A 23,748-nucleotide genomic window follows, 5' to 3' on the forward strand; every position below is an offset into this window, starting at 1 on the left:
GCGCTACCGTCGCCGTGTGCACAAACGCTTGGAGACGGCCATGCTCTACCTGTGCACCGACGCCCGCCGCGAGCGTGGCGACCTGGCCGAGTTCGCCGACGCGGCACTGGCCGGCGGCGTCGACATCATCCAGCTGCGCGACAAGGGTTCGACCGGCGAGCGGCAGTTCGGGCCGCTGGAGGCGCGCGACGAGCTGGCCGCATGTGAGGTGCTCGCGGACGCGGCCCACCGGCACGGCGGGCTGTTCGCGGTCAACGACCGCGCCGACATCGCCCGTGCCGCCCGGGCGGACGTGCTGCATCTCGGCCAGGGCGACCTGCCGCCGGCGGTGGCACGCGAGATCGTCGGGCCGGACACGCTGATCGGCTTGTCCACCCACGACCCCGGCCAAGTCGCTGCGGCCTCGGCGTCCGCCGAGTGCGACTACTTCTGCGTCGGCCCCTGCTGGCCCACCCCGACCAAGCCGGGCCGCACGGCGGCCGGACTGCAGCTGGTACGAACCGCCGCGAAGCTGCATCCGGACAAGCCCTGGTTCGCAATCGGCGGTATCGATGCGCAGCGCCTCCCCGAGGTCCTCGATGCCGGTGCCCGCCGGATCGTAGTGGTGCGTGCGATCACCGGGGCCGAGGATCCCCGCGCGGCGGCCGAACGGCTCAGTTCAGCGCTTGCAGCAGCGCGCTGATCCGGGGACTCAGCTGCGACGGCGCGTGGGCTGGATCGCCCGGCATGCACCAGACGAACACGCCCGCCTCGATCTCCATCGTGCGTGGCAGGCGCTGCCGCCGTCGGTCGCCGGTTTCCAGCGGCACGGTCGCCGGCGAGGTGCGCAGCCGCGGCCAGCTATCGGCGAACCCGGGGTGCAGCGGCAGCTGGGCCACCTCGTCCTCGCTCACCCAGCGCAACTCGGCGCTTTCCCGGTTGGGCATGGTGTCCAGCATCTTGTCGGCATCGGCGATCACCGTCGTGTAAGTCCAGCGGATGCCGTCCCTGCCAGGAATCTCGGCGGTGCACATCGTCGCCCGCACGGTGAGTTGTTCGGCGGTCAGGCCGGCTTCCTCGTAAGCCTCCCGGACCGCGGTCTCCTCCGGGCTCTCGTGAGAGTCGCGGGCGCCACCCGGCAGCCCCCAGGTGCCGCCCTGATGACTCCACACCGCCCGGTGCTGCAACAGCACCGCGGGCGTACCGTCGGGCAGCGGCGCCCGCAGCAGCAAACCGGCCGCGCCATGTCTGCCCCAATAGGGGACGCCGGTGTCGGAGATCACCCATCCGTCACCGTCGCCTCGCACCTGTTCAGGATAGGCAGGCATGGTGCGCAACCAGAGCAACAGGCGGCGCCAATTGCGTCGGCCTCCCCCCATCGGCGCACACCTTCTCTTAGAATTCGCTTATACGGCGAATTCGCTCCATAGAGCTTCCTGACACGACCGAAAGATGGGGTCCGAGCAGACGTGACGGTTGAGCTGGCGCACCCGTCGACCGAGCCGCTGGGGACGCGCTCGCCCGCCGAACCCGCTCACCCACGCTGGTGGTTCATCTCGACGACGCCGGGCCGAATCCTGACCATCGGCATCGTGCTGGCGGCGCTGGGTGTTTCCAGCGCATTCGCGACCTCGACCACCGTCAATCACCGCCAGCAAGTGCTGACCACGGTGCTCAACCACACCGAGCCGCTGTCGTTCGCGGCCGGACGGCTTTACACCACGTTGTCGGTGGCCGACGCCGCCGCGGCAACCGCGTTCATCGCGCAACCCGAACCACGTTCGGTCCGGCAGCGCTACGAGCAGGCGATCACCGACGCCGCGGTGGCGGTGACCCGGGCATCCAGCGGGCTGACCGACGAACCGATGGTGCAATTGCTGGGCCGGATCAACGCGGAGCTGGCCGTGTATACCGGCCTGATCGAGATCGCGCGCACCAACAACCGGGCCGGCAACCCGGTGGGGTCGTCGTATCTGTCGGAGGCATCGGGGCTGATGCAGTCGAAGATCCTGCCGGACGCGCAGCGGCTCTACCAACAGACGTCGCAGCGAGTGGACAGCGAAACCACCGCATCCACGCATTTCCCGGCGGCGGTGATCCTCGTCGTGGCGACCACATTGGTCTTCGGCCTGTTCTCCGATCGGTGGCTGGCCCGGCGGACCAGGCGGCGAATCAACCCCGGCCTGGTGGTGGGCGCGCTCGGTATCGTCGTGATGGTGGTGTGGGTCGTCATTGCCTTGATTTTCTCGACGACAGCCAGCCGCAGCGCCAAGGACACCGCCGCCGAGTCGCTCAAGACAGTCACCAACGTGGCCATCACCGCCCAGCAGGCGCGGGCCGACGAGACGTTGTCGCTGATTCGCCGCGGCGACGAGGAGATCCGCAAGCAAGCCTTCTATCAGCGCATCGAAGACATGCACCGACAGATCGACGCGTACATGGCCCGCAGCGACGCGATCGACAAGCCCGATCTGCAGGGCGCCGACCAGCTGTTGATCCGCTGGCAGCAGGCCAACGACCGGATCAACGCCTATATGTCGGTCGGCAACTACCGCGCCGCAACCCAGGTCGCGTTGGGCAAGGGCGAGGACGACTCCACGCCGGCGTTCGACAGGCTCGACGAAGCGTTGACCAAAGCGATGGACGAAAGTCGCACCCAACTGCGCAACGACGTGCTCAATGCCCGCAGCGGACTGTCCGGCGCCCAGGTCGGCGGCGTAGTGCTCAGTCTGGGCGCGGCCCTCGCGGTGGCCCTGGGCCTGTGGCCGCGGCTGAAAGAGTACCGATGATGAACCGCCTGCTTGGGGTCCGGCGGGCGGCTCACCCTCTCGCCATGCTGGCCGCCGCGGTCATGCTGGCCGGCTGCACCCACCCGGCGCCGCCGAAAGTGGCCCCGATGCCGACCCTGCCGCCGCCCACACCGGTCGGCATGGAAGAAATGCCGCCGGCGCCCCCGCCGCCGGCCAACGCGTCCGGGGAGGATTGCAACCCCACCGCCAGCCTGCGCCCGTTCCCCACCAAGGCCGAGGCCGACGCCGCGGTGGCCGACATCCGCGCGCGCGGCAGGCTGATCGTCGGTCTGGACATCGGCAGCAACCTGTTCAGCTTCCGCGATCCGATCACCGGCGAGATCACCGGCTTCGACGTCGACATCGCCGGCGAGATTGCCCGCGACATCTTCGGTGCACCCTCGCACGTCGAGTACCGCATCCTGTCGTCGGCGGAGCGGGTGACCGCATTGCAGAATTCTCAGGTCGACGTCGTCGTCAAGACCATGACCATCACCTGCGAACGGCGCAAGAAGGTCAACTTCTCCACCGTTTACCTCGACGCCAACCAGCGCATCCTCGCCCCGCGCGATTCGACGATCACCAAGGCGGCCGACCTGTCCGGCAAGCGGGTATGCGTCGCGCGCGGCACCACGTCGCTGAGCCGGATCCAGGAGATCACCCCGCCGCCCACCATCGTGTCGGTGGTGAACTGGGCCGACTGCCTGGTGGCCATGCAGCAGCGCGAGATCGATGCGGTGAGCACCGACGACTCGATTCTGGCCGGGCTGGTCGAAGAAGACCCGTACCTGCATATCGTCGGACCCAACCTGGCCACCCAGCCCTACGGCATCGGGATCAACCTGGAGAACACCGGGCTGGTCCGGTTCGTCAACGGCACACTGGAACGCATCCGCCGGGACGGGACATGGAATACGTTGTACCGCAAGTGGTTAACGGTGCTCGGTCCGGCGCCGGCGCCGCCTGCCCCGAGGTATGTGGACTGATGGCCGATCGTCCGGAAAACACCACGCAAGAGGGCTTGGCAGACCAGCCCGAGGAGCAGCCCGCCACTCAAGCGACCACAGGATCGTCCCAGCGGCCCCAGGCCACGCAGGCGCTGTTCCGGCCGGATTTCGACGATGACGACGACGATTTCCCGCACATCACCATTGGCAGCAGGGACACCGAGCCGCAGGAGCGGGCGACGAGTGCGACGCGCGTGGTGCAACCCGTCCGGCACCTCGGCGGCGGGCTGGTCGAGATCCCGCGGGTGTCGGACATCGACCCGCTCAAGGCGCTGATGACCGATCCGGTGGTGCCGGAGTCCAAGAGGTTCTGCTGGAACTGCGGACGGCCGGTCGGGCGGTCAGGGCCCGAGGGCTCAGGGGCTTCGGAGGGCTGGTGCCCGTACTGCGGCAGCCCGTATACCTTTCTGCCGCAACTGAATCCGGGCGACATCGTGGCGGGGCAGTACGAGATCAAGGGCTGCATCGCGCACGGTGGGCTGGGCTGGGTCTACCTGGCGGTCGACCACAATGTCAACGATCGCCCGGTGGTGCTCAAGGGCCTGGTGCATTCCGGCGACGCCGAAGCGCAGGCGATCGCGATGGCCGAACGGCAGTTCCTGGCCGAGGTGGTGCACCCGTCGATCGTGCAGATCTTCAACTTCGTCGAGCACGTCGACCGGCACGGAGACCCCGTCGGCTACATCGTCATGGAGTACGTCGGCGGGCAGTCGCTCAAGCAAAACAAAGGCGAGACGCTGCCGGTCGCCGAGGCTATCGCCTACCTGCTGGAGATCCTGCCGGCGTTGACCTATCTGCACTCCATCGGCCTGGTCTACAACGACCTGAAGCCGGAGAACATCATGCTCACCGAGGAGCAGCTTAAGCTGATCGACCTGGGTGCGGTGTCGCGGATCAACTCGTTCGGCTACCTGTACGGCACGCCCGGATTCCAGGCGCCGGAGATCGTGCGGACCGGCCCGACGGTGGCCACCGACATCTACACCGTCGGCCGCACGCTGGCGGCCTTGACGCTGAACCTGCGCACCCGCAACGGCCGCTACGTCGACGGGCTGCCCGACGACGACCCGGTGCTGGCCCGCTACGACTCCTTCGGCCGGCTGCTACGCCGCGCCATCGACCCCGACCCGCGGCGCCGGTTCAGCACCGCCGAAGAGATGTCGGCGCAGTTGATGGGGGTGCTGCGCGAGGTGGTCGCTAAGGACACCGGGGTGCCGCGGCCCGGGTTGTCGACGGTTTTCAGCCCCAGCCGGTCCACCTTCGGCGTGGATCTGCTGGTCGCGCACACCGATGTATACCTGGACGGCCAGGTGCACTCGGAGAAGCTGACCGCGAAGGAAATCGTGACCGCGCTGCAGGTGCCGCTGGTCGACCCGACCGACGTCGCCGCGCCGATGCTGCAGGCGACGGTGCTCTCCCAGCCGGTGCAGACGCTGGACTCGTTGCGGGCAGCCCGCCATGGCGCCCTGGATGCCGACGGCAGCGACGTGTCCGAGTCGATCGAGCTGCCGCTGATGGAAGTCCGCGCGCTGCTGGACCTCGGCGACGTGGTCAAGGCGACGCGCAAGCTCGACGACTTGGCCGAGCGCGTGGGCTGGCGGTGGCGGCTGGTGTGGTATCGGGCCGTCGCGCAACTGCTCACCGGCGACTACGACTCTGCCATCAAACATTTCACCGAGGTGCTGGACACCTTCCCCGGCGAGCTGGCGCCGAAGCTGGCGTTGGCCGCCACCGCCGAACTGGCCGGCTACACCGACGAGCACAGGTTCTACGAGACGGTGTGGAACACCGACGACGGCATTATCTCGGCAGCATTCGGATTGGCCAGAACCCTTTCGGCAGAAGGGGATCGCGAAGGCGCGGTGCGTACCCTCGACGAAGTCCCGGCTACCTCAAGGCATTTCACCACCGCGCGGTTGACCAGTGCGGTGACTCTACTGTCCGGGCGGTCGCAAAGCGAAATCACCGAGGAGCAGATTCGCGACGCTGCTCGACGCGTTGAGGCTCTGCCGCCGACCGAACCTCGCGTGCTGCAGATTCGCGCTTTGGTGCTCGGCGGCGCGATGGACTGGCTGCAGGACAACGAGGCCAGTACCAATCACATCCTGGGCTTTCCGTTCACCGACCACGGGTTACGGTTGGGCGTCGAGGCGTCGCTGCGCAGCTTGGCTCGTGTTGCGCCTACGCAGCGACACCGGTACACACTGGTGGACATGGCGAACCGCGTGCGTCCGACGAGCACGTTCTGATTCGGTTTGCGCGTTGGGTGTGAATCGTTGGCGTTCGGCGTGAGCAAGGCCGAATTCCCGCCATAGCTGCACAACGAAATACGTTATTTCACAATGAGATCCGTAGATTCACACGCGATAGCCGTGATCGCACAAGTTAGCCCCGCGCCGTCAGTCGTCGACGCTGCCGAATCGCTGGTATGCGCCTTGGCGGCTGATTCCCAACGCTAAACCGATCACCGCCCAGGTGTCACCTGCGTCGCGCGCGGCCTTCACTGCTGCCCGCAATTCAGCCTCGGCGTTCTGGACGGCTTCTGCGGCGGCGATGATGCGCCGAAGGTGGCTGGCATCCCGCGCGTCTGCCGGATTCGGCTCGATGCCATCGAGCCATTCATCAATGTCTGTCTTGCGCTTAGTGGTCAAGGTTTTTCTCCGAGGTATTTGTAGAACTTGGATCGTAGATCGTCGGCATGGATGATGCGCTGCGGCTCATCGAGGGGAAGTATCACCTCAAGTAGCCGCCCGTCGGGGGCGGGGCCAATGACCAATAGCTGCTCTTCGCCTTCGTACTCCAACTCGACGAACCGGAGGGCATTGCGCCAAGCGTGAAGCATCTCCTCGTCGGTGATGCCGTGGCTGTAGGCGCTCGGCCTGATCTCCATGTTGTAAACTATGCGTTTACACCAACCTTGTCAACCGTTTGTTTACAAGCGCGTCACTGCCAATGAAGGGTTCCTGCACGCCGGGAAGCGTCGCACGGCAACCGCTCTCGGTGTTTTCCCTTATCCACAGCTGATTCAAAGATTCGTGTGCACACTAAGACCATGGGTGGACAGTCGGCGCGGTGGATCGCCACCGCCCGCGTGCTGCGACGAGCGGGGTTCGGGGTGACCGGCCCCGAGGTCGACGCGGTGGTCGCTAGCGACTGGCCGTCCTACGTCGACGACACGCTGAGCGCGAACCCCGACGCCGACCCAGGCGCGGTCGCCACCCCGATGCCGGTCCTGCAGTCGCCGCGCGCGCCCGGCAAAGGCGCGACACCTGCCGCCCGCAAGCAATACAACCAGCAACTATCCGAGCAGGACGGCATGCTGTCGGCTTGGTGGCTGCGCCGCATGGTCGCCGTGCGACAGCCGTTCCATGAAAAGCTAACGTTGCTGTGGCACAACCACTTTGCCACCTCCGCGCAAAAGGTCCGCGTCGCGGGCTACATGGCCGCACAGAACCAGAAACTGCGCACGCTGTCGCTGGGCGATTTCCGCACGCTGGCGTACAGCATGCTGACCGACGCCGCGATGTTGCGCTGGCTGGACGGGCAGGCCAATACGGCCAAGGCGCCCAACGAAAACCTGGCGCGGGAATTCATGGAACTGTTTGCCCTCGGCCACGGCAACGGTTACACCGAGGACGACGTGCGCGCCGGCGCCCGAGCACTGACCGGATGGGTGATCGGCCCCGACGGCCGAACGGCGTTGGCGCCCAGGCGTCATGACTCCGCCGCCAAGACGCTGTTCGGCCGCACCGCCAATTTCGATGCCGCCGGGTTTGGCGACGCCGTCCTGGCTCAGCCGAAGTCGGCCGCGTATGTCGCGGGACGTCTGTGGCAACAGTTGGCCTCTGACGAACCGCCGTCAGGCCAGGTGCTCGACCGATTGGTCTCGGCGTATGGACCGCGCCGCGATCTGCGCGCGCTGACTCGGGCGATTCTCACCGATGACGCATTCACGACTGGCAGAAACACCGTCGTCAACACCCCGGTCGAATGGCTGGTGGGCGTCGTCCGCGCGCTGCGGGTCGGACTCGACAGCCCTGCGCACATCAAGATGGTGCAGGCGACGTTGTCAGCGTTGGGGCAGAGGCCGTTTTACCCGCCCAACGTCGGCGGCTGGCCGCACGGCGAGGTCTGGCTGTCGACCGCCAGCGCACAGACCCGATTGCGCGCCGCAAGTCAGCTGGCTCGCAGCGCCGACCTGTCGCGCATCGAGAGCACCGCACCGGCCGATCGGATTGACGCGGTCGGCTACCTGATCGGCATTGGGGCTTGGTCGGACCGGACCGTCGATGCGCTCAAACCTCTGACGCGCGATCCGCAACAACTGGTCGTGGCGGCGGTCAACACACCGGAGTACCTGACGTCATGATCACGCGCCGTAAATTTTTGATCGCCGGTGCGGGCGCCGGTGCAGCTGGCCTGCTCTCCGGAGCCGTCGCGGTCAATTGGGAGGACCTGTTGCGAGCCGCGCAGGACCGGCCGCTGGCCGACAACGCCGGAGTATTGGTGATCGTCACCCTCTACGGCGGAAACGACGGGATCAATACGCTAATCCCATACGCCGACAACGCTTATCACGACGCTCGGCCGGAGCTTGCGTACGCGCCGGGAGATGTTCTGCATCTGGACTCACAGCTCGGACTCAATCCGGCCATGCGTGGCCTGGCCCAATTGTGGAACCAGCGACAGCTCGCCATCATTCGGGGCGTCGGGTATCCGAAGCCGGATCACAGCCACTTCCGTTCCATGGACATCTGGCAGACCGCGTCACCGGCCCAGCCCGTGTCCACGGGGTGGATCGGCCGCTGGCTCGACGCGACCGGCGACGATCCGCTGCGCGCGGTCAACGTCGGTCCCGTCCTGCCCATGCTTGCGGTCGGCGAAAAACACACGGCCGCAGCGCTTTCGACAGCGCACGTACCGCCGCGGCAGGCGGTGAGATTCGACGCAATCATGTCAGCGCTGGGCACCGTGGATGCCGGTGATACTCCGGCTATGGCTGCGGTGCGTAAGTCCTATCGCGCCGCGCGGACCGCCAACAAGACGTTCGAGTCAATCAAATCCGCTGCCAACGAGCACAATTCACTGGCAGCGCAGCTGAGCATGGTATCGGCGGCGGTGCGGGCGCGGGTCCCGACGCGGGTATACATGGTGCAACTCGGCGGGTTCGACACGCACGCCAACGAGCGAGGCACCCAGCAGCGGCTGCTGCAGACGCTCGACGAGGCCGTCACTGCCTTTTTGCGGGAAACGAGCAACCGGAACGTCGTCGTGATGGCATATTCCGAATTCGGGCGCAGGGTGCGCGCCAATGCCTCGGAAGGCACCGACCACGGTACCGCCGGCCCGGTCTTCGTCGCGGGCGTTCCCGTCCGCGGTGGTTTCTACGGTGACGAGCCCAGCCTCACCGACCTCGACCACGGAGACCTGAAGTACACCACCGACTTTCGCGATGTGTACTACGAGCTCCTATCGCACACCGTCGGGACAGATCCGACACCGTCCGTCGGAACGGGCCGGACCGCGCTCGGCTTCCTCTAGGACACAAGCGAAGCACACCGGAATCCGAAGAAACGCATATAACATTCACAACCTGGGATAAAATCCGGGACACCTATCGATGCTCGTCCGAAAGGCTTGCTGTGGATGAGGTGGTGTTCGGCCGGTATCGGCTGCTATCGCTGATCGGCGAGGGCGGCATGGGCAAGGTGTACAAGGCTCACGACACCGAAATCGGCCGCGACGTAGCCATCAAAGTGCTGCCTCCTGAGCTGGGCGCCGAACCCGGGTATCGGGAACGTTTTCGTCGTGAGGCTCATATTGCGGCCCGGCTGAACGAACCGCACATCATCCCGATTCATGACACCGGCGAAATCGACGGGCGGCTCTATCTGGTGATGCCGATTATCGAAGGCGTTGACGTGCACACGCTGCTGCAGCGTGACGGCGCCATGAGCCCGGAGCGGGCCGTGCAGGTGATCGAGCAGCTGGCCGCCGCGCTGGACGCCGCGCACGAAGCCGGGCTGGTGCACCGCGATGTCAAACCCTCCAACGCACTAGTGACGCGCAAAGACTTCGTGTACCTGATCGATTTCGGCATCGCCCATGACGCCGCAGCCACCAAGCTGACGCAGACCGGGTCCTTCATTGGCACCGTTGCCTATATGTCGCCCGAGCGCTTGGAATCCGGGACGACTGACGCCCGCTCCGATGTCTACGCGCTGGCGTGTGTTCTTTACGAATGCCTGACTGGCGACCAGCCATTCGGTGGGGACAGCATGGAACAACAAATCGCCGCGCACCTAACCATGGATCCCCCTAAACCCAGCGAGGTGAACCCCGCCATCCCGCGCGGATTCGACGAGGTCATCGCGACAGGCATGGCTAAAAAGCCCGACGAACGCTACCAAAGCGCCGGTGATTTAGCGGCTGCCGCGCGACGGGCGCTGAATCGAGCCTCTACTGGGGAAGCTACCCGCCCGCTCGGCGGGGTTTCCACCCGCCCGAGCCCGCAGGTCCCGGCCGCGGCGGCACCGAGATCGAGGCGCAAGTGGTTGATCGCGGCAGCGGTTGTTCTTGTCGTGGTGGTCGCAGGGGCCGCCCTGCTGCTGCGAAACGTGTTGTCACCCAAGGCGACGACGGAGTTGGTGCTCACCGCGGCCACCGATCCCGGGGCAAACGCGTTCATGCCGCCAGCGGCCTCGGCGCCGCCGACCAATACCCAACCGCCGCCGACTCTGCAGCCACACGGCAACGGCCCGGTGGTCACCCAACCGCTGCCTGGCGATCGTCCCGGTATTTACGGCGGCACCATGAACAACGCCGAATGCGACCGCGACAAGATGATCGACTTTCTCGGCAGCCACCCCGCGCAGGCCAGTGCATTCGCCGAAGCGCTCAACACAGATCCCTCGCTGACTTGGAGCGGCGGACACCCGCTTACCGCCGCCGACATCCCCACGTACTTACGTGAACTGACGCCGACGGTGCTGCGGCTGGACACCCGCGTCACCAATCACGGGTTCGACGGAACACACCCGACTACTCTGCAATCGGTCTTACAAACGGGCACAGCGGTTTTCGTCGATTCTCGCGGCGTCCCCCGCGCCCGTTGTTATTGCGGCAATCCCCTAACCGAGCCCGCCGCCCTGACCGGCGAACCGAAACCCGTTGGCACGCCGTGGGCTGGGTACAACGCCTCAGCCCTTGCCGCGGTCCAAGCCGGCAAGGCGGCCATCACCAACTTCGTCCTCGTCGACGTCGTCACCGGTAAGGCATTCAACCGGCCTGCTGGAACGACCGGCGCCAACGACACCCCGCACACCCAACCCGTTCCTCCACCCGGGGCCGCACCGACCGCGCCCACGAGCAGCCATGCGCCCCAATTGGATATCGCCGGTACCTACGTGTTTCACTTCCTCACCCACTGCCTCGGGACACCATATCCTGACACCACCCTCGCCGTCACACATCAAGGCAGCTCGCTGAGCATAGGCTATTTCACGGGCCCCCTCAACGCCGACGGATCGTTCACGCTGAACGGTCCGGCAGGCACCACGATGCAGGGTGTCTTTGCAACCGAAGGTGGCCGCACCGTTATTCGCGATGGCGTGATCATCGGAACTAATCACTGCATCAATACCTTTGTGGCCACCAAGCAGTGAACAATAAACAACGTGGCAAACCGCCGCATTAGCCCGCCTAGCGCACCAGCAGTCGTACGCAGTCGCGGGCGATGGCGAGTTCTTCATTCGTCGGGACCACCAGCACCGCGATCCGTGAGTCATCGCCAGAAATGCGTCGGGCCGCGCCCTCCGGACTGAGATTGCGGTCCGCGTCGATTACGATGCCGAGTTCCTCCATGCCGCTCAGAGCATCCCAGCGCACCGCGACAGCATGCTCCCCGATGCCCGCTGTGAAGCTGATTACATCGGTGTGGCCCAACACTGCCAGGTAAGCGCCGACGTACTTGCGCAACCGATGGATGAACACCTCGTAAGCCAATTGGGCCGCGCTGTCGCCGGATTCGATCATCTCGCCGATTCGGCGGAAGTCGCGCTCCCCACAAAGCCCTAGTACCCCGGACCGTTTGTTCAGCATTGACTCGACCTCGTCAACGCCCATCTTCGCGGTGCGCCACAGGTAGCTGTAGACGCCTGCATCGATGTCACCGCTGCGGGTGCCCATCACGAGTCCCTCCAACGGTGTCAACCCCATCGAGGTTTCGACGGGACGACCGCCGACAATGGCCGAAGCCGATGCGCCGTTACCCAGATGCAGCACAATCTGATTCAGGCTCCCCAGCGGTCTGCCCAGGAAGCGCGCCGCCTGCTCGCTCACGTATTGATGCGACGTACCGTGGAAGCCGTAGCGGCGTATCTCCCACCGCTGCGCCAATTCTCGGTCGATGGCGTAAGTAGCGGCGGCGGGCGGTAGGTCGTGGAAGAAGGCAGTATCGAATACCGCGATGTGCGGAGTGTCGGGCAGCAGCCGTCGCGCCACCTCAATCCCTTTGATCGCAGGAGGATTGTGCAGCGGCGCCAGTTCCGACAGCTCGTCGAGTTCGGCGATCACCGCGTCGTCCAACAGCGTCGGCCGATAAAACCGCTGACCGCCGTGCACCACCCGATGCCCGACCGCCGTCAGGTCAACGGTTTTCAAGTCGTAACCCGCATCGGCCAGCTCGTCAAAAGCCCGCCGCAGTGCGGCGTCGTGATCGGCCACCGGCGACGACGGTTCGCCGATCCGCTCCACCAAGCCGCCGGCCCGCGACTCTCCGGAAACCGGTTCGACCAGTTGGAATTTGAGCGACGACGACCCGGAGTTGATCACCAGCACCAGGGGGTCAGCCATGAACGCCTTGCGCCTGAATCGCAGTGATCGCAACGGTGTTGACGATGTCCTCGACCAGCGCACCCCTCGACAGGTCGTTCACCGGCTTGCGTAAGCCTTGCAGTACCGGCCCGATGGCGATCGCCCCGGCGGTACGCTGCACCGCCTTGTAGGTGTTGTTGCCGGTGTTGAGGTCGGGAAAGATCAGCACCGTCGCGTGGCCGGCAACCGGCGAGCCACGCAGCTTGGTGGCGGCAACCGCCGGTTCGACCGCGGCGTCGTATTGAATGGGTCCCTCGACCGGCAGCTGCGGGTCCCGTTCGCGCACCAACTTTGTTGCTTCCCTGACCTTGTCGACGTCCGCGCCGCTGCCCGACTCACCAGTGGAGTAGGACAACATGGCCACCCGCGGCTCGATGCCGAACTGCGCGGCTGTGCGCGCGGAGGAGATGGCGATGTCAGCAAGTTGTTCGGGGGTCGGGTTGGGCACTATCGCGCAGTCACCGTACGCGAGCACCCGATCGGGCAGGCACATCAGGAAAATGCTGGACACGGTCGAGACGTCCGGAACGGTCCTGATGATTTCGAATGCCGGGCGAACCGTGTGCGCGGTGGTGTGGGCGGCGCCAGACACCATGCCGTCGACCATGCCGTTGTACACCAGCATGGTGCCGAAATACGAGACGTCGCGCATGATCTCGCGGGCTTGTTCGACGGTGACGCCCTTAGCCTTGCGCAATTCCGCGTATTGGTCGGCAAATTGGCCGCGCATCTGACTGGTGCGCGGGTTCACAACCCTGACACTGCCCAGGTCGACCCCGAGTTCTGCAGCGCGCAGGCGAATTTGGTCTTCGTCACCCAGTATCGTCAGGTCGGCGATGCAGCGTTGTAGCACCCTCCCAGCAGACCTGAGAATGCGATCGTCGTCGCCTTCGGGAAGAACAATGTGCTTGCGGTCCGAACGCGCCTGCTGGGTCAGCTGATAGGTGAACATCTGCGGCGTAGTGACCGTCGGGATCGGAATAGCGAGCTGCGCCAACAAATCCGCGATATCGACGTGGCGTTCCATCAACTCCAGCGCGGTATCGATCTTGCGCTGCGAGGTTGCCGTGACCCGACCGCGAGCCGAGGCGGCGGCGCTCGCCGTGTCGTAGGTACCCAACGTGGTCGCGATGATCGGCAACCTCAGCCGCAGCCCGGACACCAGTGCCGCGATCGACGGGTGCAGTTCGAAACCGCCGTTGAGGACGATGCAGGACAGCGTCGGAAACCCTTGAGCCGCATGGGCGCTGGCAACGGCAAGCACAACGTCCGACCGGTCACCGGGGGTGATGACCGCCATGCCGTCACGGAGCCTTTCCAGCACATGGTCGGCGGTCATCCCGGCGACCATCACGCCCATCACCTCACGTTCCCGCAGCTCGGCGTCGCCGCTGACCGCGTTCCCGTTAACGGCTTTCTCCAGATCGGCCACCGTCGGCGCTGACAGCAGCGGCTCTTCGGGCAGCACGTAACTGCGTGGGGCGAACGAACCCAAAGCCTTTGCGACAGCGTCTAATTGCGTTGGGTCGCATCGATTGGCCACCACGGCGGCGGTGTGGGCACGCTGTGCGGACAGCTCGCCCAGGCAGACCTCCACGACGCTCGCGACCTCTTCGGGAGTGCGGCCCTGGCCGCTGACCGTAAGCAGTACCGGCGCACCGAGGTTCACCGCGATGCGGGCATTGACCGAGAGCTCGGCCGGGCTGGTCACGTCGGTGTAGTCGCTGCCGACGATCACGACAGCGTCACAGTGTTGCGCCACAGCGTGATAGGCGTCGACGATGCTGACGATCGCGGCGTCACTGTCGGCATGCAGCTCCGCATAAGTCACGCCGACGCACTGCTCATAGGAGAGGCCCGCATTGGAGTGCCCGAGAAGCAGTTCCAGGATGTAGTCGCGATCCTCGCCGGCGCGCGTAATCGGGCGGAACACACCGACTTTCGCGACCGTGGCGGTCAGCCGATGCAGTATTCCCAGGGCGATCGTCGACTTGCCGGACGCCGCTTCGGGTGCGGCGATGTAGATCCCAGAGCTGGGCACGTGTCGTTCAGCCCAGCCGTCGCAGCCTCGGCGCCAAGTCTTTCTGGAACAGATCCAGGAACCGGCGCTGGTCGTGACCGGGCGCGTGGAAGACCAGGTGGTTGAGGCCCCACGTCACGTACTGGCCGACCTTTTCGACGGCCTCGTCGGGATCAGACGCCACGATCCAGCGCTTGGCGATCTGCTCGATGGGCAAGGCGTCGGCCGCCTTCTCCATCTCGATCGGGTCGTCGATGCTGTGCTTCTGCTCGGCGGTCAACGACAACGGCGCCCAGAACCGCGTGTTGTTCAGGGCAAGCTCGGGATCGGGATCGTAGGAGATCTTGATCTCGATCATCTTGTCGATATCGTCGGCCTTGCGGTTGGCCGCCGCGGCTCCTTCCAGCACGGCCGGCATCAGCTTTTCGGTATACAGCTCCTCGCCCTTGCCGGACGTGCAGATGAACCCGTCACCCGCGCGTCCGGCGTATTTGGCGACGGCAGGCCCACCAGCCGCGATGTATACCGGCACTCCGCCTTCGGGGACGTCGTAGATGGAAGCGCCCTTGAGGCGGTAGTACTCACCGTCGAAGTCGACGCGGTCGCCGCGCCACAGCTCGCGCATCAGCCGCACCGACTCGCGCAGCCGGGCGAATCGCTCCTTGAACTCTGGCCACGCGCCCTCATACCCGGTGGCGATCTCGTTCAGCGCCTCACCGGTGCCCACACCGAGGAAGACCCGGTTCGGGTACAGGCAGCTCATGGTGGCGAAGGCCTGCGCGATGACGGCCGGGTTGTAGCGGAAAGTGGGCGTGAGCACCGAGGTTCCCAGCTGAATCCGTTCCGTGCGCTCGCCGACGGCGGTCATCCACGCCAACGAAAACGGGGCATGCCCGCCCTTGTGGCGCCACGGCTGGAAGTGGTCGCTGACGGTCGCGCTGTCCATGCCATGCGCTTCGGCCGCGACCGCGAGTTCGACGAGCTCGCGGGGTGCGAATTGTTCGGCGGATGCTTTGTATCCCAGTTTGAGTTCAGCCACGCTGTCGTTTCTACTCCTGTGGTGATCACGAGCGTGGCGCAGCCGGGCGACGCGGGCCGCCATCGGGCCGCCGAGCGTGCACTCACTGCGAGAAAATCGCAGAAATATCGCAGTGATGACACGCTCGGCGAACCGAAAGCGCCGGAACACACGCACCCCCGCGAAGCTGGGGACGGATCGCCGCCACCATCCAGTGCCTAGACTCTGCGACATGGCACCGGTGCTGACAGCCGTCACCGAAACCGTGCATCTCGCGCAGGGCGGAGCGGTCAACTGGCTGCTGGTCACCGACGACAACGGGATCATGCTGATCGACGCCGGCTACCCGGGCGATCGCGACGACGTACTGATCTCGCTGCGCGAGTTGGGCTTCGGGCCCGCCGATGTGCGGGCGATTCTGCTCACCCATGCCCATATCGACCACCTGGGCTCGGCGATCTGGTTCGCCAAGGCCCATGGCACCCCGGTGTACTGCCATCCCGACGAGGTCGGCCACACCAAACGGGAGTACCTGGAACAGGCCTCGCCGCTCGATATCGCGCTGCGGATCTGGCGGCCCCGGTGGGCGCTGTGGGCTAGTCATGTGGTGCGCAATGGCGGCCTGATCCGGGAGGGCATCCCCACAGCGCAACCACTGACCGCCGAGGTCGCAGCGCAACTGCCCGGCCACCCGATGGCCATCCCGACCCCCGGTCACACTGGCGGTCACTGTTCGTATCTGGTCGACGGCATCTTGGCCAGCGGTGATGCGCTGGTTACCGGGCATTCGCTGCTGACGCATCGCGGACCGCAACTGCTGCCAGCGGTGTTCAGCCACGACCAGCAGGGGTGCATCCGCAGCCTGGCGGCGCTGGCGCTGTTGGAAACCGAAGTCCTGGCGCCCGGCCACGGCGACTTGTGGCGAGGCCCGATCCGCGCAGCTACCGCTGAGGCCACAGCCTTGGCGCAGTGAGTCGATTCGGTGGATGGGATGGCGCGATGACTCGGCGGCATCCCAGCGGTCTGTATAGCTGACACACCAGCGGAAGGACGGCCCATGGCCCGAACGGAAAGCTTCCAACAGGCTGCCGAGCGCATCTATCGTGACTGGGACATTGCGCTCAGCAATGACGACGTCGAGGGACTGCTTGCCCTCTACGCTCCCGACGCCGTCTTGGAAAGTCCTGCGGTACCGCTAACGATGGGCACCGAAACCGGAGTGTGCCATGGACACGACGAATTGCGGCCGCTGCTCGAGCAGGTGGCGGCACGCAAGCCGCCGTTGCGCACCTACTACCGAACCGGTTATCTGACGGACGGCCGGCGAACGGTGATGTTCGAGTACCCGCGTGCCACGCCCGACGGTGAGCAGATGGATTTCGTGGAAGTCATGGAGATAGCCGACGGACTCATTCAACGGCACTGCGTCTATTGGGGATGGCGTGGTGTGAAGGTCATCCAAGACGACGCCTATCACAAGTAACGCGTCAATCCGCCAGCCCCAGGTGCTCGCGCAGCGTCTCACCGGTGTACTCGGTGCGAAACGCCCCACGTTCCTGCAAGAGCGGCACCACCCGATCGACGAACTCGTCCAACCCGTGCGGCGTCAAATGCGGCACCAGGATGAACCCGTCGCAGGCATCGGCCTGGACATAGCGGTCGATCTCGTCGGCGATATCCGCTGCGGTGCCGACGAACTGCTGACGACTGGTGACGGCGATAACCAACTCGCGGATCGACAAGTTCTCTGCCTCAGCGCGTTCGCGGTAACGGCGAGCCACCGCGACCGGGTCACCATGCCGAACACGCCCCTGGGTGATCGTGCTGTTCACAATTGGGTCGACGTCGGGCAGCGGACCATCGGGATCGTAGTCCGACAGGTCGCGGCCCCATACCTGCTCGAGCATCGCGATCGCGGTCGCCCCGCTGACCTGCTGATGGCGGATGTGCCGCGCCTTGTCCTGCGCCTCGTCAAGCGTGTCACCGAGGACGAACGTCGCCGCCGGAAAAACCTTGAGCTGGTTGGGGTCTCGTCCATAGGACTGCGCCCGGCCCTTGACATCGGCGTAGTAACGCTGCCCATCCTCGAGCGACCCATGCAGGGTGAACAAGGCGTCGGCGTGCCGCGCGCCGAACGCTCGCCCCTCGGGAGAATCTCCCGCTTGCAACAACACCGGGCGTCCGGCCGGCAACGTCGCGAACCCGCGCACGGAGAACTGAGGACCCGAATGCTCGACACGGCGAATCCGATCCGGATCGACGTAAACCCCGCTCGAGACATCGGCCAACACCGCGCCGGCCTCCCAGCTGTCCCAAAACGCCTGGGCCACCGTGAGGAACTCCTCGGCCCGGCGATAGCGGTCGGCGTGCTCGAGGAAGCCGCCGCGCCGGAAGTTGGCTCCGGTGAACGCATCCGACGACGTGACGATGTTCCAGCCGGCGCGACCGCCGGACAGATGGTCCAGTGTGGCGAATTGCCTTGCTACTTCGAAGGGTTCGTTGAACGTGGTGTTGATGGTCCCGGTAAGGCCGATCCGGTCGGTGACACCGGCCAGTGCCGCCAGCACGGTGAAGGTGTCGGGCCGGCCCACCACGTCAAGGTCGTAGATCCGCCCGCGATGCTCGCGCAGCCGCAAACCCTCGGCGAGGAAAAAGAAGTCGAACAGCCCGCGTTCGGCGGTGCGGGCGAGATGCACGAACGAGTCGAACTCGATCTGGCTGCCGGCACTCGGATCGGTCCACACCGTCGTGTTGTTGACGCCCGGAAAATGGGCTGCCAGATGAATCGGCTTGCGGCTCATGACATCCACCGCTGCGCGATGAGCTCGTGCGAGCGCAGCCGGTCATCATGCCGGTGGGTCACCGAGGTGACGACGAGCTCGTCGGCACCAGCCAAACGCTGTAGCGCGGAGAGCCGCTCGGCGACCTCGTCCGGGTCGCCGACGAATTGTGTTTCCAGCCGGTCTTTTACGACCGGCAGTTGCTCGTCGGTAAGCGGCGGGCAGTCGTCGGGATCGGGATACGGCATGGCGCCAACCCCGGTCCGGATGGAATACACCCACTGCCCATAGCCGGTGGCCAGATGCCTGGCGGTGGCACTGTCGTCGGCAACGACGATGTCCGCAGAGACCACGACGTAGGGCCGCTCCAGCGTAGCCGACGGCACAAACGCGGCACGGTACGCCTCGATGGCCTCGAGCGCGGTCGCCGGAGTGATGTGATAGCTCGCGACAAACGGCAGCCCGCGCGCACCGGCCACCCTGGCGCTTTGTCCCCTGGTGCTGCCAAAGACCCACGGCGTCAACCCACATCGCTCACCCGGCACCGCGTGCACATCGAAACCCTCGACCTGGTATGTGCCGTCCAGCATCGCGATGATGTCGGCCAACTGTTCGGCGAAGTCGGGCGCCACCGCCTCGGGTTGCTGCAGGATTCCCATGGTCGCCTGCACCCGCTCCTTGTCCAGCAGCCCGCGCAGATCGAACGGCAGCGGAATCACCACACCGTCGACCTCGCGCCACTGACGAGGTGGGCGATCCCTGCCCGACGGCTGTTTGGGCTTGAATCCGGTGTCGCGTCGTTGCCCTCGGCCGACGCCCAAGTCGATGCGGCCCGGGTAGAAGGCTTCCAGCATCCCGAAACTCTCGACCACCGCGGCGGCTGTGGTGTGACTCAGCTGGACCGCCGCCGCGCCCACCCGAATCTTGTTGGTAGCGGCGGCAATTTGGCCGATCAACACCGCCGGCGCCGAACTTGCGACGCCGACGAAGTGATGCTCGGCGATCCAGAAACGACGGTAGCCCCACTGCTCGGCGTGCTGCGCCAGGTCGATGGTGTTACGCAGCGCGGTCGCGGCATCGCTGCCCGCGCTGATCGGCGCGAGGTCCAGGATCGACAGCGGGATCATCGGCTCGCCGTCGCGTAGCGGTTGGGTGCGGTTGGCAGGCCGAACCTTTCGCGCAAGGTTTCACCGTCCCGGTACCTGGTGCGAAACCGTCCGGCGCGCTGCAGCAGTGGCACCACCTCGTCGACGATCACCGGGAGGTCGGTGGCGTTGACGGCGGGGCGCAACCGGGCACCGTCGATGCCGATCCGCTGCCAGTCCAGCAGCAGGTCCACCAAATCCGCTGCGCTGCCGGCGGACACCAGCGCATCGGAGCGGAAGTCGGCATCAACGGCGAACGAAACCACCACGTCGGCAAGCACTTTCAGGTGCTCACCGCCCGCGGTGCGCACCTCATCGAGAGTGTGGCGCAGCGAGTCGCCGTCGGTGGGCGTGACGAAGACGAGATCGGCACTGGTGGCGGCGAATTCATAGACGGGCCCGACGTGCGCCAGCGCCGCCACCACCGGTTGGCCCTGCGGTGGACGCGGTGTGATCGACGGCCCCTTGACCGAGAAGTACCTGCCGGTGAAGTCGATGTAGTGCAGCTTGTCGCGGTCGACATAACGACCGGTGGCCACGTCGCGGATCACCGCGTCGTCCTCCCAGCTGTCCCACAACCGCCGCACCACCTCGACATACTCCACCGCTTCCTCGAACAACGCGATCTCAGCGACGTCCCGGCGTCCGAACAAGGCCGCCTCATGCGCGGTGACGCTGACCCGCGGCTGCCAGCCGGCGCGACCGTGCGACACAAAGTCAAGGGTGGCAATGGATTTGGAGACATGGAACGGTTCCGTGTGGGTGACGGTGGCCACCGGAATCAAGCCGATATGGCGGGTGGCCGGTCCCATCAAGGCGGCCATCAGGACGGCGTCACCGCGACCGGCCAGCCGGCGTGGATCGATTCGCTCGCGGCGCCCGGGTTGCGGCATCAGGGTGTCGTCGATGGTGAGAAAGTCGAGCAGTCCCCGTTCGGCGGTGGCCGCGAGCCCGGCCCAGTACCGTCCGCTGAGCACTGACGCGGTGTCGGGGTCGGACTGCAGCGTGACCCGCCAGGCCTGCGGGTTCCAGCCGTATCCGTCCAGCGCGACACCCAGATGCAACTCGGCGGTCATGCCAAGTCCTTCTCGAATGCGATGGGAAGAACGGGTCCCCGAGAGGGCAGCGGCCCGGGAAGCCGGGTGTATCCAAGGGCCAGATACAGCTCCTCGGCCTCGGGCTGGCGATCGCCGGTGATCAGGTAGATCTTCCGATAGCCGCGTGCGGTGATTTGCGCTTCCAGCTCCGCCAGCAGCGCCGCTGCATATCCGCGGCGCCGGTGATTCCGATGCGTCCAGATCCGCTTCAGTTCGGCGGTGTCGGCGTCGAACCTGCAGAACGCGCCGCCGGTGACCGCAAGGCCGCCGAGCAGACCGATCAGCATCCCGCCGTCAGGCGCGGCGAACTCATCGGAGGGGCCGTCGCGCATCCAGTCCAGATACGTTTGCGCCTCACCGCCGTAGCGCTGCGCGTACTCGACGGCGAGCTCGGTCAACAAGGGCTGCGCCACCGCGTCATTCAGGGCGGCGGGCACAAAGCGAAGCTGGCCGCACGGGGCTGGGTGGCTGGCTCGAGTCATTGGCTGAACCCGGACTAAACCCGCACTGCCGTGAGATACCTAGGGGTGACCGCCAAATCGCGGCTGCTGAGCCGCCGCCGTACCGGCATGCCGATGGCGGCACGCATCTCGACGACACCCTGGTCTGCGATCTGCCAGCCTGCCTCAGCGAAATAATCAGGGACATAACGATATTCGCCCTCATACGTCAGCGTCGCGAGCTCGACGTCCAGGCCCTGTTCGCGCCACAGGTCGATGAAGGCCCGCCCTTCCTCCAGCTGCAACTTGGTCCACGGCAGGTGATCGGCCGCGAATCGGCTACCGGGAGCGCTCACCGCCGTGACATCGTGCAGTAACCGGTCTTGCGCGTCGGGCGGCAGGTATCCCACCAGCAACTGCTCGGCGATCCACACGGTGCGTTCCGCACTGTCGAATCCGACCCTGCGCAACGCTGCCAACCAGTCCTGCCGAAGGTCGACGCCTACCGCGCAACGGTTGGCAGTCAACTCCGCGCCCAACCCGCGTAACACCTCGGTCTTGAACTCGACGACCTGTGGCTGATCGATCTCGTAAACCGTGGTCCCGGGCGGCCACCACAACCGGTACGGGCGCGTGTCAAGACCAGAGGCCAGGATCACCACTTGCGCAATTCCCGCCCTGCCGGCGTCGGCGAGGAATTGATCCAAAAACCGGCTGTAAGCAGCCAGGATGTTCATCATGCCGGTCATTCGGTCGTTGCCGTCGCCGTCGTCGGTGTAGATCTGGTTCTCGATCAGGCGGGTGAAGTACTTCACGCCGACGGCGCGGACCAGTGGTTCCGCGAACGGATCCTGGAGCAGGCCGGTGTTGTTGGCCACCGCCCTGGCCGTCGCGCCGAATGTGGCCGTCACTCCGACACCGGTTGTCACAGCCGACGTGTCGTTTTGCGTCCGCACCATCGGCTCAGCTGTCCGCTCTTCCTCGTAGCGCCAGCGCCACGCCGCCTCGCCACCCCAGCAGCAGTACCGCGGTGACCGACGAGGCCACCACGACGAAACTCGCCGCCACCCCGGCGGAACTGACCTTGCGTAGGAACATGCCGAAAACAACAGTGCACAGCCACACGATCATCCCGGTCGGTACTACCTCAGTGGGCCGCCGCCACGCCCGCGAGGCCACCCACCCGACGAGGGTCCCGGACAGGAATGGCCACGCGGTCGACGCGACGCCGGTGATGGTGACTCCTTCGTCGTGGCTGCGCCGTCCCACCGCGCAGAACAGCAGTACCGCAAGGATGTCGGCGCTCAGCCACGCCGGCCCGCGCCGCGATGACATGCAGCGAGACTACCGCGGATCCTTGACCACGCTGTTGGGGTGAACCTAGATTCAGCAGGAATGAGCGCCAGTTCATCCCAAGCACCACCGACTTTCGATCCTGACGACCCGCTTGGACTGGACGCGTCCCTGTCAAACGATGAAATCGCGGTGCGCGAAACCGTCAGGAAGTTCTGCGCCGAGCATGTGACGCCGTACGTGGCGGATTGGTTCGAGGCCGGCGACCTTCCGGTGGTTCGCGAACTGACAAAGCAGTTCGGTGAACTCGGCCTGCTCGGCATGCACCTGGAAGGCTACGGTTGCGGAGGGTCGTCGGCCGTGCACTACGGCCTGGCCTGTGTCGAGCTGGAGGCCGCCGACTCCGGCGTCCGGTCCATGGTGTCGGTGCAGGGCTCGCTGGCGATGTTCGCGATCTGGAATTTCGGCTCCGAGGAGCAGAAGCAGCAGTGGCTGCCCGGCATGGCAGCCGGCGATCTGATCGGCTGCTTCGGGCTGACCGAACCCGACGCCGGGTCCGACCCCGCCGCCATGAAAACCCGTGCGCAGCAAGACGGTTCGGACTGGATCCTCAACGGACGCAAGATGTGGATCACCAACGGGTCGGTGGCCGACGTCGCCATCGTCTGGGCAAACACCGACGACGGGATTCGCGGCTTCATCGTGCCCACCGACACCGCGGGGTTTTCCGCCAACACCATTCACCACAAGCTGTCGCTGCGCGCGTCGATCACCAGTGAGCTGGTCCTCGACGACGTGCGGCTGCCCGCAGAGGCGATGCTGCCCGACGCGCTGGGCCTCAAGGGCCCGCTGTCGTGCCTGTCGGAGGCACGCTACGGAATCATCTGGGGGTCGATGGGAGCGGCGCGCTCGGCGTGGCAATCCGCGCTCGACTATGCGACGCAACGGACTCAGTTCGGCCGTCCGATCGCCGGATTCCAGCTGACCCAGGCCAAACTCGTCGACATGGCAGTGGAACTGCATAAAGGGCAGCTGCTGTCACTGCACCTCGGCCGGCTCAAAGACACCGTGGGCCTGCGGCCCGATCAGGTCAGCTTCGGCAAGCTCAACAACACCCGAGAGGCGATCAAGATCTGCCGGACCGCCCGAACGATACTGGGCGGCAACGGAATATCGCTGGAGTACCCGGTGATCCGGCACATGGTCAACCTGGAGTCGGTACTGACGTACGAGGGCACCGCCGAGATGCACCAGCTCGTCCTCGGCCAGGCCTTCACCGATTTGGCCGCGTTCCGCTGACGGTTCC

At 65.8% G+C, this 23,748-nt stretch carries 22 protein-coding genes; 10 read left to right on the forward strand and 12 right to left on the reverse strand.

The genetic code is table 11. From position 1 onward, the window contains the following. Positions 1-16 precede the first annotated feature (16 nt). Positions 17-682 (forward strand): thiamine phosphate synthase, encoded by a 666-nt coding sequence (gene thiE, locus AC5Y2L_RS01630; RefSeq protein WP_499939067.1) that lies wholly within the window; start codon positions 17-19, stop codon positions 680-682. Here thiE and AC5Y2L_RS01635 read toward each other — a convergent pair. Further along, positions 654-1,286, reverse strand: coding sequence for an NUDIX hydrolase (locus AC5Y2L_RS01635; protein WP_499939065.1), 633 nt, complete (start codon positions 1,284-1,286; stop codon positions 654-656). The two genes, thiE and AC5Y2L_RS01635, sit on opposite strands and share 29 nt — an antisense overlap. Before the next feature lie 162 nt (positions 1,287-1,448). Here AC5Y2L_RS01635 and glnX point away from each other — a divergent pair, with 162 nt between their 5' ends. The 3 genes from glnX to AC5Y2L_RS01650 are packed head-to-tail and all read left to right on the forward strand — an operon-like array spanning position 1,449 to position 6,024. After that, the gene (glnX, locus tag AC5Y2L_RS01640; protein ID WP_499939064.1) at positions 1,449-2,768 is read left to right on the forward strand and encodes a protein kinase G-activating protein GlnX; all 1,320 of its coding nucleotides are present in this window, start codon (positions 1,449-1,451) and stop codon (positions 2,766-2,768) included. Next, positions 2,768-3,754 carry a glutamate ABC transporter substrate-binding protein gene (locus tag AC5Y2L_RS01645; protein WP_499939062.1) on the forward strand — a complete coding sequence of 329 codons (987 nt, stop codon included), beginning with the start codon at positions 2,768-2,770 and terminating at the stop codon, positions 3,752-3,754. The genes glnX and AC5Y2L_RS01645 overlap by 1 nt, the downstream gene beginning before the upstream one ends. Next, positions 3,754-6,024 carry a serine/threonine-protein kinase PknG gene (locus AC5Y2L_RS01650; RefSeq protein WP_499939061.1) on the forward strand — a complete coding sequence of 757 codons (2,271 nt, stop codon included), beginning with the start codon at positions 3,754-3,756 and terminating at the stop codon, positions 6,022-6,024. The genes AC5Y2L_RS01645 and AC5Y2L_RS01650 overlap by 1 nt, the downstream gene beginning before the upstream one ends. A gap of 150 nt (positions 6,025-6,174) precedes the next feature. Here the strand turns inward: AC5Y2L_RS01650 and AC5Y2L_RS01655 are convergent, their stop codons facing one another. Together AC5Y2L_RS01655 and AC5Y2L_RS01660 are read right to left on the reverse strand one after the other, a co-directional pair. After that, positions 6,175-6,426 (reverse strand): hypothetical protein, encoded by a 252-nt coding sequence (locus AC5Y2L_RS01655; RefSeq protein WP_499939060.1) that lies wholly within the window; start codon positions 6,424-6,426, stop codon positions 6,175-6,177. Next, entirely contained in the window at positions 6,423-6,665 is a 243-nt protein-coding gene (locus AC5Y2L_RS01660) for a hypothetical protein (RefSeq protein WP_499939058.1), read from the reverse strand. Before AC5Y2L_RS01660 ends, AC5Y2L_RS01655 begins: the two co-directional genes overlap by 4 nt. Before the next feature lie 162 nt (positions 6,666-6,827). Here AC5Y2L_RS01660 and AC5Y2L_RS01665 point away from each other — a divergent pair, with 162 nt between their 5' ends. The 3 genes from AC5Y2L_RS01665 to AC5Y2L_RS01675 all read left to right on the forward strand — a co-directional run bounded on the left by AC5Y2L_RS01665 (position 6,828) and on the right by AC5Y2L_RS01675 (position 11,439). Continuing rightward, positions 6,828-8,144, forward strand: coding sequence for a DUF1800 domain-containing protein (locus AC5Y2L_RS01665; protein WP_499939057.1), 1,317 nt, complete (start codon positions 6,828-6,830; stop codon positions 8,142-8,144). Next, entirely contained in the window at positions 8,141-9,316 is a 1,176-nt protein-coding gene (locus AC5Y2L_RS01670) for a DUF1501 domain-containing protein (protein ID WP_499939056.1), read from the forward strand. Before AC5Y2L_RS01665 ends, AC5Y2L_RS01670 begins: the two co-directional genes overlap by 4 nt. Positions 9,317-9,417: 101 nt before the next feature. Continuing rightward, positions 9,418-11,439 carry a DUF6777 domain-containing protein gene (locus AC5Y2L_RS01675; RefSeq protein WP_499939054.1) on the forward strand — a complete coding sequence of 674 codons (2,022 nt, stop codon included), beginning with the start codon at positions 9,418-9,420 and terminating at the stop codon, positions 11,437-11,439. Between the two features lie 37 nt (positions 11,440-11,476). Here the strand turns inward: AC5Y2L_RS01675 and AC5Y2L_RS01680 are convergent, their stop codons facing one another. Genes AC5Y2L_RS01680 through fgd form a run of 3 tightly spaced genes read right to left on the reverse strand, consistent with a single transcriptional unit; the run spans position 11,477 to position 15,708 of the window. Continuing rightward, entirely contained in the window at positions 11,477-12,628 is a 1,152-nt protein-coding gene (locus AC5Y2L_RS01680) for an acetate kinase (RefSeq protein WP_499939053.1), read from the reverse strand. Next, entirely contained in the window at positions 12,621-14,690 is a 2,070-nt protein-coding gene (gene pta, locus AC5Y2L_RS01685) for a phosphate acetyltransferase (RefSeq protein WP_499939052.1), read from the reverse strand. Before pta ends, AC5Y2L_RS01680 begins: the two co-directional genes overlap by 8 nt. 7 nt (positions 14,691-14,697) lie before the next feature. Further along, positions 14,698-15,708 (reverse strand): glucose-6-phosphate dehydrogenase (coenzyme-F420), encoded by a 1,011-nt coding sequence (gene fgd, locus AC5Y2L_RS01690; protein ID WP_499939051.1) that lies wholly within the window; start codon positions 15,706-15,708, stop codon positions 14,698-14,700. A gap of 211 nt (positions 15,709-15,919) precedes the next feature. Between fgd and AC5Y2L_RS01695 the strand changes: the two genes are divergently transcribed. Together AC5Y2L_RS01695 and AC5Y2L_RS01700 are read left to right on the forward strand one after the other, a co-directional pair. Next, positions 15,920-16,660 (forward strand): MBL fold metallo-hydrolase, encoded by a 741-nt coding sequence (locus tag AC5Y2L_RS01695; protein WP_499939049.1) that lies wholly within the window; start codon positions 15,920-15,922, stop codon positions 16,658-16,660. An 84-nt stretch (positions 16,661-16,744) separates the two neighbouring features. Beyond that, positions 16,745-17,170, forward strand: a complete 426-nt coding sequence (locus tag AC5Y2L_RS01700) for a nuclear transport factor 2 family protein (protein ID WP_499939048.1) — start codon at positions 16,745-16,747, stop codon at positions 17,168-17,170. A gap of 4 nt (positions 17,171-17,174) precedes the next feature. Here AC5Y2L_RS01700 and AC5Y2L_RS01705 read toward each other — a convergent pair whose 3' ends face one another. The 6 genes from AC5Y2L_RS01705 to AC5Y2L_RS01730 are packed head-to-tail and all read right to left on the reverse strand — an operon-like array spanning position 17,175 to position 22,484. Further along, positions 17,175-18,488, reverse strand: coding sequence for an NtaA/DmoA family FMN-dependent monooxygenase (locus AC5Y2L_RS01705; RefSeq protein ID WP_499939046.1), 1,314 nt, complete (start codon positions 18,486-18,488; stop codon positions 17,175-17,177). Continuing rightward, complete coding sequence (locus AC5Y2L_RS01710; protein ID WP_499939044.1) at positions 18,485-19,594, reverse strand: LLM class flavin-dependent oxidoreductase; 1,110 nt, start codon at positions 19,592-19,594, stop codon at positions 18,485-18,487. Before AC5Y2L_RS01710 ends, AC5Y2L_RS01705 begins: the two co-directional genes overlap by 4 nt. Then, complete coding sequence (locus AC5Y2L_RS01715; protein ID WP_499939043.1) at positions 19,591-20,688, reverse strand: LLM class flavin-dependent oxidoreductase; 1,098 nt, start codon at positions 20,686-20,688, stop codon at positions 19,591-19,593. Before AC5Y2L_RS01715 ends, AC5Y2L_RS01710 begins: the two co-directional genes overlap by 4 nt. After that, positions 20,685-21,191: a GNAT family N-acetyltransferase gene (locus tag AC5Y2L_RS01720; RefSeq protein WP_499939041.1), complete on the reverse strand. Its 507-nt coding sequence runs from the start codon at positions 21,189-21,191 to the stop codon at positions 20,685-20,687. Before AC5Y2L_RS01720 ends, AC5Y2L_RS01715 begins: the two co-directional genes overlap by 4 nt. Before the next feature lie 14 nt (positions 21,192-21,205). After that, positions 21,206-22,108, reverse strand: coding sequence for a class I SAM-dependent methyltransferase (locus AC5Y2L_RS01725; protein ID WP_499939040.1), 903 nt, complete (start codon positions 22,106-22,108; stop codon positions 21,206-21,208). Between the two features lie 4 nt (positions 22,109-22,112). After that, the gene (locus AC5Y2L_RS01730; RefSeq protein WP_499939038.1) at positions 22,113-22,484 is read right to left on the reverse strand and encodes a DUF3054 domain-containing protein; all 372 of its coding nucleotides are present in this window, start codon (positions 22,482-22,484) and stop codon (positions 22,113-22,115) included. A 60-nt stretch (positions 22,485-22,544) separates the two neighbouring features. On the opposite strand from AC5Y2L_RS01730, the gene AC5Y2L_RS01735 reads away from it, so the two are divergent. Next, complete coding sequence (locus AC5Y2L_RS01735; RefSeq protein ID WP_499939036.1) at positions 22,545-23,741, forward strand: acyl-CoA dehydrogenase; 1,197 nt, start codon at positions 22,545-22,547, stop codon at positions 23,739-23,741. The last annotated feature ends 7 nt before the right edge of the window (positions 23,742-23,748 follow it).

The organism is Mycobacterium sp. NGS66 (genome assembly GCF_059812225.1).